The following is a 14456-nucleotide window of genomic DNA, read 5'->3' on the forward strand; positions in this document are numbered from 1 at the left end:
GAATGCCAACCTCAGGAATGAAAGCATTTTGGGATACAAACCCCGTGACCCGCTGGTCCCGTCACACAAGCGGTTTCAGGGATATCTTCGTCGCCTCGCCAAATTGTCGTTCCGTCAAAGGAACCTTTGCGCGCACGTTTGGAGCGTCGTGACCGGAAGACATGTCTGGACACTTTGAATAACTCGTGAGAGGCTGAATAAATATTCGCGTTTCGGAGGGAAGACCGATGCGCCTCGCATTGCCTTATTTCGGAATCTTTCTCTGCCTCTCGCTGGCTGCGTGGATGTCGCTTTCGTTGGTGTTTTAGCCGGTACGACAGCGCTCTCGCTAAGCGGTGCCGAACAGTGGCAGCGAGAGATGCAGGTCTCCTCGATGAAAGCTCTGCAATGCCGCTTAGACTTCTGCGCCGGTATCGGCCGTGCGTTGAGCAGTATTGGCGACGTCTGACGTCGCATCTCTCGAACAGCACTCTATCGCGTTGAACCGGAACGACGGGAGGCAAACGTCTCAGCTCGCCCTAAATGGCGCGTCCAACTCATTTGACAACCATTAATTTGCAGCCAATATTTGGCCTGCATTTAATATTTAAAGCAGAGTAGCGATATTAAAGGGTGAGGAAAATGGCGAAAGTCCCTTTCACAAACGGAAGTTTGCGCGGAACTCAAGTGGGCGCTGATGAGGCTTACGCGGGAATTGACAGCACTTACAACGTTTTGATCGGAGACGCTGGTGGAAGCATCCGAAACCACGCCTCAGGAGGTAACGACACCTTCACCGGTGGAGCTAACGCAACAAACATTTTCTTTGGAGATGCAAACGGCGACATCACCGATTTTGGAGTTGGTGGCTCGGATAGCTTTACGGGGCTGGGAACCGCGACCAACAGCTTTTACGGCGATGCCGGTGGCAAACTATCGGGCCACGCCTTAGGCGGAAATGATTCCTTTTCGGAAACGTCGGGAGGTAAAGCGGGAGCACCGCTGAGCAGCTATTTCTATGGCGACGCTGGCGGAGACATAACGGGATTTGCTATCGGCGGCGACGATGTATTCTTTGGAAGGGCAGTATTCACCAATTTCGTCTTCGCCGGTGACTCGGGCGGCGACATGTCGGGCCATTCGAGAGGAGGCACCGACACTTTCACCATTGCCGTCAACTTCAGCACTTTCACTATCTTTGGCGACGCCGCCGGCTCCCTCTCGCAATACGCAACAGGTGGAAATGACCATTTCGTATCGTCTGGCGGTGATGGCACCTCGACCATCTATGGGGACGCGGGGCAGGATTTAAGAGGGCATGCCATAGGCGGCGACGACACGTTCCAGGGGACCGGCACTTTCTACGGGGATGTTGGAGGCAATATTTCCGATAACGCTGCGGGCGGTAACGATACGGCCTCGATGCTGGCAAGTCGTGGGCTGCCTGTCGACGCATTCTATGGCGATGCTGGCGGGAGCATCACGAACAACGGTCATGGAGGAAATGATAGCCTGACCGCACTTATTGGTGGGGGCGGCCCTCCAAACACAGTCTTCCTTTTCTCCTTCTTTGGTGATGCGGGTGGTGATCTGCTTCAAAACGCATCGGGCGGAGATGACTCGTTCAGCGCCGGCGGAACTATAGGGTCGGCGGTGTTTTTTTACGGCGACGCTGGCGGCAACCTGTCAGGTCATGCCCACGGTGGCAATGATAACTTTTTGTCCATCAGAGCATCCGCTACATTCTTCGGCGACGCTGGCGGAAACATGTCCGACGCTTCAATGGGCGGCGATGACACGTTCACCGCGTCAGGTTCGCAAAACACGGCAACTAACACGTTCTTCGGAGATGCTGCCGGCCAGATGTCGGGAAACTCTAGGGGTGGCAGCGATACGTTCTTCGGCGCTCAAAACACGACAAATACATTCTATGGCGATGCCGGACTCGAAATGATTGGTAACTCGGTCGGCGGAGCGGATCATTTCACTGGAGGAATAGGATCAACGAACACTGCCTATGGCGATGCCTTGAGCATGTCCGGTCACGCGGTAGGAGGAAACGACATCCTTACAGGAGGGGACGACGCAAGCGGCCTTCCAGTTGGGTCCTTCAACGATACCCTGGTCGGCGACGCCCAACTTTTGGCCGACCGGGCGCGGGGCGGGAACGATACCATCGTAAGCGGCACGGGCAATGACGACATGTGGGGCGACGCTCAACTGCTTATTGGAAGGGCGCAAGGAGGAAATGACAGTTTCGTTTTTGCAGCAGCAAACGGCCACGACAAAATCGAGGACTTCGGCCAGACCGCAGGTTCTCAATCTGGCAAGGATCACATCGACGTCAGCGGCCTTGGGATCGGTGACTTCGGGCAGCTGGCGATCTCTGCTTTCAACGATACTACGCACGAGAGCATCATCACGTTCAGCCTTGGCAACGACGTTATCGTTCACAGTCAGCACGCCTTGACAGCGCAAGACTTCATTTTTGTGTAACCACCAGTTCGTCGACCAACAAGGTCCTCTGTCATCCAAAGATGACTTGCCAAGCTTCTTGATCGGACGTGCCGGTGCATACATCCGGCGCGGTATGCGGTGAAGGTCGTCGATGGCCTTCTTTTTTTCCAAGCCAGCCAAACGAGGAAAGCGTCGGTGTGGCGGCCGAGAATATTCAGAGCGGCGCGAAGGTTCAGGGCGCTTCGGAAGGATTTTGGCGGATCTTACGGGGGACCGCTGGTTGATAGCTTTCCAAGCATATCCATAGCCGCAGCAATCGATCACTCGTGCTCATGTTGGCTCAAGCGACCGGTGCCCCGATAAGCTACCGCCGGCTCAAGGGTCGGCGGTTTTTCGTTTGCCGCCGGCGACAACGAGTGTGCTCCACAGCCCCAAAAAGATTTCGGGCAGCACGCCGGATCAAGCTGACGAGTTTTTCTTGCCGTGCGCCGCGTGCTCGATCTAGGCTGGAGGCATTGCTCAAGCAGGAGGCGGACGTGGCTACAGGGACGGTAAAGTGGTTCAACGCGACAAAAGGCTATGGGTTTATTCAGCCTGACAATGGCGGCAAGGACGTATTTGTCCATATCTCGGCCGTCGAGAGGGCCGGCCTGACCAGCCTCAACGAGGGCGCGAAGGTGAGCTACGAAGAAACGAGCAACAAAGGCAAAACGTCAGCTGAAAATCTGAGAGTCGGTTGACCCGCCGAGCCGGTTCACGCGCACAGGCCTAGCACTCCCGGCGCTCTAATCCGCAATTGGATCGGCAGCCAGGAGCATTGGGGCTGGAAAGTGCGCTGTGCCATGTTGGCAATTTGGCCACAATACGTCGAAATCGGATTCCGGTAGTTATATCGACTTCAATTTCGGAACGGGGTGTTCTACTGTGAGAACACCGGCGAGATTTGAGTACCGATCAATTTTCAGTTGTCCGGGATGGCCGCAGTGGGGGCTGGAACCACCCTGCGGCCTTTCCCTGAGGGCCACATCCGTCCACGTCGACGCTTTCGTCAGACGACATTTTTGCGCAGCAACTTGCTTCCGAAATTCTCTTGGAGCGCGGGCGAGCGCCATTAAATATGGGCAAGATTGGATTTGCTATCATCTTTGCTGCCGTTGCGGCATATGCAGTGGATCATCGCTGGAACGATGGGCGCTACACACGAAGCACCGTAGCGGTACTTCGTGGTGTGCAGCATGCGATAGGTTGGTGACGCCCGCCTCGGTGGCGGTCTTGCTCACCGATGCCTTTTCAGCTTGCGCCGACGGCTGCACCACCACCGGCAGTAGGGACGACACGGGTAACGCTGATTAGCATGCGCGGGATACAGTTTCTCCGCCCGGCAACCCTTTGAACTCAAGCGGGCAACGCAACGAGAGCGCTGGATCTCGAACTGGGAGCTGGGGCTTTTCGTTGTCCGCCGGGTTGCGATGGCGGTCTTGTGTCGGGCTCCGCATCTATATCTCGCGTGTGCACAGGTCTACTGATCGCCTCGCTGCCCACGAACAGAGCCTCGCCGGTACACGCTGCCGGCCGTTCATTTTCATTAAATATTACGGGGGCCATTTCCCGAGCTGGAAAATACAGCTACGCTGCCCCTATAGCCGGTTTTTTGCCAAGTTGTTTTTATGTCCGATTAGTGAGGAGCGTGATGGATATTTACAGCCTGCGTGTGCGACACATTTCTGAGGAAACCCAAAAGTTGAACGATATCATGCTGGAGATCCAGCGGCTGCGCGCTCTCGTTGCGCGAGCAGAAGTCGAAGTCCTAAGTGGACGGCATCCCAAGAAAGCCCCGCCTGCAAGAAGCAACGTCAGGCTCGCCGTCAATGCGAGCACGGGAAGGGTCGCCAGTCCTGCGTAATCTCTAGCCTGGAGATTCCGATGAGCATGTCTCTGCCGCACCTCGGCGTTGCGGTTCGTTTCGCGGTGTCCGCCTGGCTGACATTTGCCTGGATGCTTTGAAGTCACCTCCGCGAAGCGATACCGCTACGCATTTCGAGGAAGGCCCGCCGGAGCTGACTGCGGGGCGGGCCTTCCCCCAAGCACAGAGCCGCGTATGTCCCCCACGGCACCGTCCCCAGAAAATAATATAAATAAATATACTTAAGAAGATCTGATCAAGATTAGTCGTCGCTTAGAAATATAACTCCGGGAAGTTCGCGGGCGATGTAGGCGACGAAGACCGCGGCTGCCAAAAATAATGACGCTAACGCCATTGAGGCACAGAGGAACATTGCGAAATACTCTCATTAAACGATTAATTTAGAGTCCTATGCGCATTATTTGGTTCCTGCAATTTAATTGAAGAATTAAGCTTGAGGGCAGACTCAAGTCGGGGGAGACGTGGGTATTTTGTTTCTCATACTCGCGGCGTGTGTCGTTGGTGTTCTTCTTCTGCTGGCATTCCGCCGATAGGGCCGACGGCGGACGCAACAGTTGCCTTGAATCCTCAGTCCGCCCGAAATTAAGGGTTTCGGCTGGTTGTTTTTGACTGTGCGCGATTGAGCGCGTTCACTCCATAGCGTGGATGGAGACGAACGTGATCGTTTGGCTGCTGGTCATCATCATCATCTCGGTTAGCGTAGCAATCCTGATCGCCCACGCGATTGACGCAATACGTTCCTGAGGCAAGCGCAGAGGCTCGGGGACATGTCATCCGACAGGCGGCGCTGACTCGCGGGAGTGCGGTTGCGGCCGCCGGTCAGCCCTCGACATAGTCGTCGATTGCGCTCTGCAGTTTCTCGACGTTTGCCGCCGTGGGCGCGCCCCTTGAAGATCACGTAACGGCGCAGTCGGTCGAACCCAGGGAGGTCTGTGTGCGGGAGAGGCCTATGTCGGCCGCAGCGCAGGACGAACACCGTTGTGTTTGGGAGCGATGTTCCGTTCCTCAGGCCGATAATAAAACCGGATGGACGAAGGTCGCTGAATGAGTCCCTCCAGGCGCTGAAGCGCGCGCTGTCGCATTCCGAAATCCGATAACCTTTTGTCCGTGCGATCGAGAAAAATCATCCGTGAGAATGACGACGCCGGCCTGAATAGGCGCATAATCCTCAGGCGTCTGTAGGCTCCGGTACTCCGCCAGCCCCGATACTGGCGCCTCGCTGGATGCAAAAACGCCGCCCGCTTAAATACATTGCGGGCGGCGGCTTCCAGCCCCGGGGGGATGGTGCAAAACCCCGGCGAAGATTGGTCCAGTTGGAGCCGCTCGAGGTTCAATCGCTACCAGAGCGACTTTTGACCCTGAAGCCATTCGCGCGGCCGTGCGTAGTGGTCCCACGGGCGTCGAGGCCGAGAAGTACGGGACTTTTGCAGAAGAATGCTGAAGCCGCGCCGCCAATGCACGAAACAGTGCAGACGAAGAAGCTTGGCTCGCCCTCGCTGAAGAATGGTTGAAGCTGGCGCGAGAGACTAACGTTGATGCATCCGCCCGACCGCCACAATAAGGCTTGGCCGATCGAGAACTTCCACTAATTGGTCGAGAAGGGCGCGCTCGTTATTGCGCGGTTGAGGCTTTAGGTATTCTTCCAAAATACGCTGCGCATCGCTGACGGCTTGAAGAGCCAGTTCTTCGTCTTGCATGGAGCTAAACTCCCATTGATCTCCAGATAACACAGATTTTATTAAATTTGTTCCATTTAAATTAAATCCGGGTTTTATGAAGAGCATTTGCGCGGAGTCTGGGCATGTGGTGCGTGTAACGAGGTGAGATGCACTCAATGGAGCGTCGGCTCAGCTGGTCCGCTTGGGAGTCGCAACCGAGCGTGGCATGCGTCGATTTCGGATTGAGTGGGCGCAGGAAGCGCAGCGACGTTATCGAGCGCTCCGATCAGTTCCGGTAGCCAGGCTGCGCGCGCCGCGGTGCTGGGGAGTGTCCTGCTGTTTGCACCCTGCATCTTCATGCCGGGGATCGAGGCTGAAATGACCCCCCCGTAGATCGCGTCCAGAAGCATGTTCAACATGATCGCCATCCCCCTTATTGGTTGGCAACCACGCTAAGGGCGGATTGTTTCGGGGGAACTTCGCCGCTCTGCGAAATGGTTTCGTGAGATACCGATGAAAGTCTGTCCGCGTCTATCGATCATGTGCTGGCACAACGGCGGAGGCGGGGGGGCTAAGCGATCGATTTGCTCGGGTCGTCCCGCGCGCGCCTTAGATCCGCTCCCCAGCCATTGTGAACGATGGCCTGGGCGGCAGGCCGCAAGCCACGCTCGCGGGCGCCGAACTACGGTTGAGATGGTGCTGAGACGACCGTTGCAAACACCGTAGCTATTACTCCGAGGCGTAAAAAAGGCGAGTTAGATCAACTAGGTTGACGGCCCCCTTCCGCCAGCCTATTCGCCCGGGGCCGTCGGTCTAGCTTACCCGGACAGGTGATAGGTGAATCAGTCGTCTAATCCGGCCACGCTCGACAAGCTGAAGCTCCGCATTCAGGCGTTGCGCGCCAAGACGATCGCCAATGGCTGCACCGAGGACGAGGCGCTGTCTGCCGCCGCCAAGGTCGCCGAGCTGCTCGATCGCCACGATCTGTCGCTTTCCGACGTCGAACTGCGGGCATCGCCGTGCGAGCGGAAGGTCTTTGAGACCCATCGCAAGAAGCGGATTCCCCTGGACGACTGCATCGGGGCGATCGCGCATTTCTGCGATTGCCGGGTCTGGCGCGAGAAGAACGCGGCCGGGGAGAACAGCTACGTGTTCTTCGGTCTCGGCGCGGATATCGAGGTCGCGCATTACTTGGCCGAGTTGATCGATGGCGCCGTGCGGGCCGAACTCGGCCGCTTCAAGACCTCGGTCGACTACGGCAGGTTCCGGCACCAGGAGCGACATCTGGCCAATGCCTCGTTCGCGCTCGGGATGGTGGCGTCGATCGCGGACAGGCTGCTGGCGATCAAGGCCGGTCGCGACCGGGTCAACGAAAGCACCGGCCGCGGGCTGGTGGTGCTCAAGACCTCGGTGGTCGATGCGGAATTCGACAAGCTCGACCTCAGGCTCCGGACCCAGCGCGGCGGCAGCCGGATGGTGTCGATGACGGCCTATGAGGCCGGCGGCGCCGCCGGCGCGTCGCTGGCGATCAATCCCGGCCTTGGCGGGGCGGAGTCGGGGACCAAGCACAAGAGAAGCTGAACGCATCGGGCGAGGGGGCTTCGCTCGATCGGGCCACCGCCACCGGGAGCACGCCCGCAACAGGCGATTTCGGAATAGTCGCATTATGCCACTGTTTTGCCCGACGTGTCAAATCGGGCTTTGCGGGACGCGCAAAGCGGGGCGTGCAAGCCCTTGATCCGACACGCACGGGCTACTGTGCATGGGGTTGTTTTCGACATTTGGGAGGCATGTCGGGGCCGATGGAACTCTCCGGCGGAACCGCGGGGACCCGCGGAACTTTTCGCCGGTGGCCGCGTTACTTTGCCATGGCTGAAGATCTTTCCTTTCGACGCAAACCACTGACCCCCGAACAGCGCCAGGCGCGCGATGCGGTACGCCGCGTCGAGGCTGAAAAGGCCATGCGCGACCATGAGCAGGCGCAAAAGGCGTTCTACGCCAATAAGGAACGATTGAGGGAAGAGCGGCTCGCGCGGGAAGCCCGAGAAGCTGCGGAGCCGAAGACCTGACCGAACGCGGTCGTCTCCACGGGCGTCGATCCTCTGTGCCAGCCTAGAGCCGGTTCGGGGCGCGCGTTGCGCTGAGGGCGAGCTTGAGTGCCTGGACAGCGCCTGCGAACCCGCCACGGGGAGACTGCGCTTCGATCGCTTCGGCTGCGATCCGACAATCGTCGGCGACCTTGAGCAATCCGCTTCTCGCGAGATCAAGGGTGGAGAGGGCGGCCTGCTCCAGGCAGACCCGTTGAAGCCGTCGAAACTCCCGCAACTCTTTGTTCATGCGTCAGCTCTCGATGTCCCGGGCCATGCGGCGCTGAGTCTGCTTAACGATTGGTAAACATCTCTGCCTATCCGGCCTGGCTGGCGCGGAGCTGGTGCGGCGCCCGCGCGCCCGCCCGGCCGCCTGCCTTGGCGGGCTTGACGGCGTTTGCCTTCCGCCGGAAGCTTTAGAGGATCCTGAACTGACATGAAGCGCGGAGACGTTCGCTCTCACCCAGTCCGATCTGCATCAAACGACAGCATTGGAGCTGACCATGACCACGTTCGACAAGCGCGAGCAGGGCTTTGAAGCCAAATTCGCTCACGACGAGGAGCTCCTGTTCAAGGCCACCGCCCGGTCCAACAAGCTGCTCGGCCAATGGGCGGCGGCGCAGCTCGGGCTCAGCGGCTCAGCCGCGGCAAGTTACGTGACCGCGCTGGTGACGGACAATCTGGAGAGCCAGATGATCGACGGCGTCGTGGGCAGGGTGTCGGACGATCTCTCCGGCAAGGGCGTGACGCGTGAGCAGGTCGCGCAGAAGCTCCAGGAGTGCCTGCACCAGGTCATTCAGCAGGTTGAATCGAAGTAAGCCGGCCCTTGCACCTCACTCGCCGTGCTCGCGCATGCCGGAATCGCCGAGCTTGTCGACGTAGGCGATGCCGAGCGCCGAGACGATGAAGGTGATGTGGATCAGGACCTGCCACATCACGCCGGTCTCGGTGAAGTTGGCGCGGTCCGAGCCGAGATTGCCGGCTTCGATGAAGGTGCGCAAAAGCGCGATGGAAGAGATGCCGATGATGGCCATGGCGAGCTTGATCTTCAGGACGCTCGCATTGACGTGGCCGAGCCATTCAGGCTCGTCGGGATGCCCCTGCAGGTCGAGCCGCGAAACGAACGTCTCGTAGCCTCCGACGATGACCATCACGAGCAGATTGGAGATCATGACGACGTCGATCAGCGCGAGCACGCTCATCATGATCTGATGTTCGGTGAGGTCGATCGCGTGCCAGGAGAGATGCCAGAGCTCCTTGAGGAACAGTACGATGTAGACGCATTGGGCCACGATCAGCCCGAGATAGAGCGGCAGTTGCAGCCAGCGGGAGCCGAAGATGATCATCGGCAGCGCGCCCAGGCGCGGCGCGGCCGGGGCGGATCCGGTCCCGGGCTTGGTTCTGGGCTCAGGCTCAACCGACATTCAGGCAGCATCCTCGCAGCGAGATGATCTTGGTTTCATCTAACCCGGTAAGATGGCCGGTGGAAGACGCGAGGCGCAGGTGCGGCCTTTCACGGCGCGATGGCGTGTCGTGTTACCCTGCCAGTCGGTTGTCGCGGGATCGAGAGGTGAGGGGATGCCTTGGACTGGGTTCGCTAGGAGGTCTGGCGCGATCGCCGTCGCTGTCGCCAGCCTGATGTGCGCAGCCGGCGGCCTGGAGGCCTTGGCAACGCCGCTGACGCCGTTTCGCGACGAGGCGCAGGCGCAACGTCATTGCCCGCAGGATCAGGTGGTCTGGCTCGACTTCAGGAAAGGCGTCTATTACGGCAAGAGGCAGAAGCGATACGGTCAGGGCTTTGACGGCAGCTTCGTTTGTCTGAGCGAGGCCCGCGACAGCTTCTATCGCCGCTCGCTATTGGGCCTGCGTTGAGCGGCGCGATCTCCGGCCGAAGAACGAAGGTTTCTCTATTTTCGGCCCGGCAGATTTACCGGCACGTGCGGGGAGGTGCTGATCACGCGCGGGCTACCGTCGGGATAGGTGCGGTCGCCGCGGATCAGCGATTCAAGAACCAGGAAAAATTTCTCAGCAAGCATTTGCGTCACCCTCGTTGGTGATGGCCTCATGAAATGAGTCGAGGCGCCAAACGCAGAAATTCAATCAACTAACCGGGAGCAGGGCAATAGCGGACCAGGCCGCATGCTGCGTCGCGGTGTAGTGGTTAGAAAGAAGGAAGGCAGTGGTCGTACTCAGCCAAAGGCCAGTGCCACGAGGCTCGAGCAGAGCAGAATCAAACCGCTGGCAGTCAATGCCAGGAAACCATCGGATACGAGGTCATGGTTGCGCATGGGACACCTGCCGCTCTTGTCTTCGATGCTCGGCCGGATTGCTTAAAATTGTCCGAACGTGCCGTCTTGAAAGAGGTGATGCTTGCCGTCCGCGCGACTGCCGTCAGGCCCTCGTGCGGTAACCTTCAAACGCATGGGCCAGGAAAATCCCCGCGCTTACCAGACCCATCAGTGCCGAAACCGTCTCGATCATCGTTAAATTCCAAATCCCACCCTTGCACGCGAGAGAACGCGGGCGGCCTTGCACAGTCAAAAGAATTCCAGGGAAGTTCGCGACAATGGGGGTGGAGTGAGGATTTGGCGCAACAGAATGTCCAGGACTGGCACACAGCAGGGCTGCGCGCTCCGTAGATCAACGGTGAGAAGCGAACGCCCCGTTTACCATCCCGGCGTGATGGCTGTGGGCTCCCCATTTCCGCCGTGTTCGGGTTGCGTTATCCTTACTGCTTCCGACGCGGTGGTGGGCCGCCTCGGAGCAAAGGGACGGACAGTGCTTCCCCGTAGCCAAAAGCGGGTTGGGTGCGTCTTCGGTAAAGTGGTATTTGGGGCACATGGGGATCCGACAGTCAGATTCGGTTTTGCGGGTCGCGCGCGGCGTCGCGGCGGTCGCAACCTGCCTCGCGCTCGCCAATTGCGCCTCCTCCAACAAGTTCGCCGGCCGGGTCGATCCGAAATACGGCGTGTCCTCGAGCCCCCGCGTCGTGGCTCTGGGCGATCCCGTGCCGAAGGGCGGCGGGACCTACCGCGTCGGCAAACCCTATGTGGTGGCGGGCCGGACCTATGTACCCGAGGAGGACGTGAACTATCGCGCCGAGGGCATGGCGTCTTGGTACGGCGATGATTTCCACGGCCGCCTGACCGCCAATGGGGAGGTGTTCGACATGGGCTCGCTGACGGCGGCGCATCCGACCCTGCCAATGCCGTCCTACGCGCGCGTGACCAATGTCTCGAACGGCAAGTCGCTGATCGTCCGCGTCAATGATCGCGGCCCTTATCACGGCAACCGGCTCATCGACGTCTCGAACAAGGCCGCCGAACTCCTTGAATTCAAAGGCAATGGTGTGGCGAAGGTCCGGGTCGAGTATGTCGGCCGGGCGCCGCTCGAAGGCTCCGACGACCGCCAGTTGATGGCAACCTTGCGCACCGGCGTTCCGGCGCCGACGCCCTCGATGGTTCGCGTCGCCTCTGCCAGACCCTTCGTGCCGGAGCTTGCGTCCTCTGGTCGGGGAGCGATTCGCGGCGACGTTCCGATGCCGGAGGGGCGGCCCTACAATCTTGGCAACACATCAGCCGATGTCGCCTCCATCAATGCGACCTCCGAAATGTCGGCGTCCAGCCGCAGCCGGGGCCGGGCGCTCCAGAATGCCCGTGCGGTGTCCTACGACCGGGACGGCGGCTACGCGCCTGAGGGCGCTCCATCATCGGCCGATGGGGCTGCCGAGGCCCGCAGCATTCTGAGCGGCCGCGGTCTCTACTAACCAATCCCCGAAAATCCAGCGAGCTGCGTGCCCATCACTGTGCAACGCTCAGAACGGGATGCGCGCGCGTCCCGTGAACGTCCAGATCTGCGTGTTGCCGCCAATGCCGCCTGCTCGCGAACACGGCCGCGCGGCGCCTTTACCTGAGATGCGGATTTGTCGAAATGGACGAGGCGAACACGTCGCACGTCGCGATGCGGAAGGAGTTCGGCTAGCCTGACGACACGTTGCGCAGGAATGCCAGCAACGCCGCGTTGACCTCGTCGGGCCGTTCCTGCTGCACCCAATGGCCGGCGCCCTCGATGATCAGTCTTCGCGTGAGGTTGGGCAGCACGCGCTCGAGCTCGTTGACACGCTTGGCGCCGATCAGGCCGGTGATGACAGCATCTTTAGAGCCGGCGATGAACAGCGAGGGCTGGTGAATCTGTGCATCCTGCCAGGGCGCCGTCAGCTCCCAATTGCGGTCGAGGTTGCGATACCAGTTCAGCCCACCACGGAAGCCGGATTTCTGGAACGTCTCGATGAAATTGGCGAGCTCCGCCTCGCTGAGCCAGTCCGGAAGCGGCTCCTCGGGATGGCCGTGGCCGAGAAAGCCCTTGCCGTCCTGCACGAACATGGCAGCGCTGGGATCGGCAAGGCCGCGCCCGCCCAGCACGATGCGCATGGTCCGGGCGACGTCATGTTCCAACTCGGCCTCGGCGACGCCGGGTGTCTGGAAATACTGCCAGTAGAAATTGGTGACGCCGCCCTGGCGCAACAGCTCGAGCGGCTTGCCCCGGCCGCGGAACGGCGGCGGTACGCTCAGCCCCGCGACCGCCGTGAAGATATCGGGCCGGAACAATGCCGCGTGCCAGGCCACCGGTGCACCCCAGTCGTGGCCGACCACCATGGCCTTGGTCTCGCCGAGCGCCTGCACCAGGCCGACGACGTCGCCGACCGTGTCGAAAATTGAGTAGGCGGTGACGTCGGCCGGCGCCGCGCTTTGGCCGTAGCCCCGCATGTCCGGAGCGACCACGTGGAAACCGGCATCCGCAAGTGCCGGGATCTGGTGGCGCCAGGAGTACGACAGCTCCGGCCAGCCATGGCAAAGCACCACCAGCGGACCCTGGCCGGCTTCGCGGATGAACAGATCGATCCCGTTGGCCTTGATCACGCGGGTGGAAGACATCGCGTTTCCGCCTTGTTTCAGGGGTTTGGTCGAGAAATATGAGGTGCCACGATAGGGGCGCAGCGAGAATCGTGCAATCTCAGGTTCCGGCAACCAGCCTCGTGTTGTTCGCGAAGGTTCCAACTGTTAGAACGCCGCTCTCAGGGCTAGGCCATGGCATTTCGTCTTTTTCCGCTTCGTCGCAACCGGTTCACGGCCGGAATGCTGGCGCGCGGACTGATTGCTGCGGTTCTCATCGCGGCCATCGGCTCGGGCGGGGCGCTTTATGCTGCCAACCAGAGCGTCCAGGGCGCCAAGAAGGCAGAGGAGTCCGGCTTCGACGGCGACGCGCCCACCGCGATCCTGATCGAAGCCTCCAGCGGCAGCGTGCTGTTCGAGAAGAACGCCGACGAGCTGCGCGCGCCCTCCAGCATGATGAAGCTACTGACGGCGGAGGTTGTCTTCAATGCCATCAAGAAGGGCGACGTCAAGCTGACCGACGAGTACCGGATCAGCGAGAATGCCTGGCGCAAGGGCGGGGCGCCGTCGGGCGGCTCGACCATGTTCGCTGCCATCAACAGCAAAGTCTCGGTCGACGACCTCCTGCACGGCGCGATCATCCAGAGCGGCAACGACGCCTGCATCGCGCTGGCTGAAGGCATCGCCGGCAACGAGAAGATCTTCGCCGCCGACTTCATGACCAAGCGCGCCCGCGAGCTCGGGATGACGAAGTCGACCTTCGGCAATTCCAACGGCCTGCCGGACCCCGGCAACAAGATGACGGTGCGCGAGCTCGGCATTCTTGCCCGGCACATCATCCTGGACTTCCCCGAATTCTACAAACTGTTCGGCGAGAAGGAGTTCACCTGGAACAAGATCCGCCAGCCCAACCGCAATCCGCTGCTCAATTCGATGGAAGGCGCTGATGGACTGAAGACCGGGTTCACCAAGGAAGGTGGCTACGGTATGGTCGGCTCGGCGGTGCAGAACGGCACGCGGCTGATCGTCGTCGTCAACGGCCTGGAAGACCCCGAAGATCGCGCCACGGAAGCCAAGAAGATGCTGGAATGGGGCTTTCGCAATTTCGAGACCCGCACGCTGATCGCGGCCGACCAGCAGGTCGGCTACGCCAAGGTGTTCGGTGGCGAGAGTCGCTCGGTGAAGCTGGTGACCAAGACGCCCGTGAAGGTGATGGTGCACAAGAACGGCAGCGATAAGCTGATCGCCCGCGTCGTTTATAGCGGTCCGGTGCGCGCCCCGGTCGAGGCCGGCCAGAAGGTCGGCGTGGTCAGGGTCTGGCGCAGCGGCAACATCGCGGTGGAGACGCCGGTCTACGCGGCCGAGGCGGTCGGCACCGGCTCGACCATGCGCCGCGCGATCGACGGCGCCAGCGAGCTCGTGATCGGCATGTTCCGCGCAGGCGCCGAGAAGCTCTGAT

At 60.3% G+C, this 14456-nt stretch carries 13 protein-coding genes; 8 read left to right on the forward strand and 5 right to left on the reverse strand.

Features of this window, described 5'->3' with window-relative positions; all coding sequences use genetic code 11:
- The first annotated feature begins 621 nt into the window (after positions 1-621).
- Both FNV92_RS18005 and FNV92_RS18010 read left to right on the forward strand, forming a co-directional pair.
- A complete protein-coding gene (locus tag FNV92_RS18005; RefSeq protein WP_244623680.1) occupies positions 622-2475 on the forward strand; it encodes an autotransporter outer membrane beta-barrel domain-containing protein in 1854 nt (617 codons plus the stop codon).
- A 497-nt stretch (positions 2476-2972) separates the two neighbouring features.
- Positions 2973-3176: a cold-shock protein gene (locus tag FNV92_RS18010; protein ID WP_143846285.1), complete on the forward strand. Its 204-nt coding sequence runs from the start codon at positions 2973-2975 to the stop codon at positions 3174-3176.
- Between the two features lie 2710 nt (positions 3177-5886).
- Here FNV92_RS18010 and FNV92_RS18015 read toward each other — a convergent pair.
- Positions 5887-6057 carry a hypothetical protein gene (locus FNV92_RS18015; protein ID WP_168213658.1) on the reverse strand — a complete coding sequence of 57 codons (171 nt, stop codon included), beginning with the start codon at positions 6055-6057 and terminating at the stop codon, positions 5887-5889.
- 798 nt (positions 6058-6855) lie between these two features.
- On the opposite strand from FNV92_RS18015, the gene FNV92_RS18020 reads away from it, so the two are divergent.
- Complete coding sequence (locus FNV92_RS18020; RefSeq protein WP_143845393.1) at positions 6856-7599, forward strand: DUF7168 domain-containing protein; 744 nt, start codon at positions 6856-6858, stop codon at positions 7597-7599.
- A 287-nt stretch (positions 7600-7886) separates the two neighbouring features.
- The gene (locus FNV92_RS18025) at positions 7887-8087 is read left to right on the forward strand and encodes a hypothetical protein (protein WP_143845391.1); all 201 of its coding nucleotides are present in this window, start codon (positions 7887-7889) and stop codon (positions 8085-8087) included.
- A gap of 43 nt (positions 8088-8130) precedes the next feature.
- Here FNV92_RS18025 and FNV92_RS18030 read toward each other — a convergent pair whose 3' ends face one another.
- Positions 8131-8355 carry a hypothetical protein gene (locus FNV92_RS18030; RefSeq protein WP_015686094.1) on the reverse strand — a complete coding sequence of 75 codons (225 nt, stop codon included), beginning with the start codon at positions 8353-8355 and terminating at the stop codon, positions 8131-8133.
- Positions 8356-8608: 253 nt separating this feature from the next.
- On the opposite strand from FNV92_RS18030, the gene FNV92_RS18035 reads away from it, so the two are divergent.
- The gene (locus FNV92_RS18035) at positions 8609-8923 is read left to right on the forward strand and encodes a DUF1476 domain-containing protein (protein ID WP_168213657.1); all 315 of its coding nucleotides are present in this window, start codon (positions 8609-8611) and stop codon (positions 8921-8923) included.
- 15 nt (positions 8924-8938) lie between these two features.
- On the opposite strand, the gene FNV92_RS18040 is transcribed toward FNV92_RS18035, so the two are convergent.
- Positions 8939-9529: a TIGR00645 family protein gene (locus FNV92_RS18040; RefSeq protein WP_143845387.1), complete on the reverse strand. Its 591-nt coding sequence runs from the start codon at positions 9527-9529 to the stop codon at positions 8939-8941.
- 154 nt (positions 9530-9683) lie between these two features.
- On the opposite strand from FNV92_RS18040, the gene FNV92_RS18045 reads away from it, so the two are divergent.
- Positions 9684-9977 carry a hypothetical protein gene (locus FNV92_RS18045; protein WP_143845385.1) on the forward strand — a complete coding sequence of 98 codons (294 nt, stop codon included), beginning with the start codon at positions 9684-9686 and terminating at the stop codon, positions 9975-9977.
- A 35-nt stretch (positions 9978-10012) separates the two neighbouring features.
- On the opposite strand, the gene FNV92_RS18050 is transcribed toward FNV92_RS18045, so the two are convergent.
- A complete protein-coding gene (locus FNV92_RS18050; protein WP_283812506.1) occupies positions 10013-10141 on the reverse strand; it encodes a hypothetical protein in 129 nt (42 codons plus the stop codon).
- 803 nt (positions 10142-10944) lie between these two features.
- Between FNV92_RS18050 and FNV92_RS18055 the strand changes: the two genes are divergently transcribed.
- Entirely contained in the window at positions 10945-11871 is a 927-nt protein-coding gene (locus FNV92_RS18055) for a septal ring lytic transglycosylase RlpA family protein (RefSeq protein WP_143845383.1), read from the forward strand.
- Positions 11872-12082: 211 nt separating this feature from the next.
- On the opposite strand, the gene FNV92_RS18060 is transcribed toward FNV92_RS18055, so the two are convergent.
- A complete protein-coding gene (locus FNV92_RS18060) occupies positions 12083-13039 on the reverse strand; it encodes an alpha/beta fold hydrolase (protein WP_143845381.1) in 957 nt (318 codons plus the stop codon).
- 153 nt (positions 13040-13192) lie between these two features.
- Between FNV92_RS18060 and FNV92_RS18065 the strand changes: the two genes are divergently transcribed.
- The gene (locus FNV92_RS18065; protein WP_143845379.1) at positions 13193-14455 is read left to right on the forward strand and encodes a D-alanyl-D-alanine carboxypeptidase family protein; all 1263 of its coding nucleotides are present in this window, start codon (positions 13193-13195) and stop codon (positions 14453-14455) included.
- Position 14456: the final 1 nt, after the last annotated feature.

Origin of the sequence: Bradyrhizobium cosmicum (assembly GCF_007290395.2) — a bacterium.
GTDB classification, from domain to species: Bacteria; Pseudomonadota; Alphaproteobacteria; order Rhizobiales; family Xanthobacteraceae; genus Bradyrhizobium; species Bradyrhizobium cosmicum.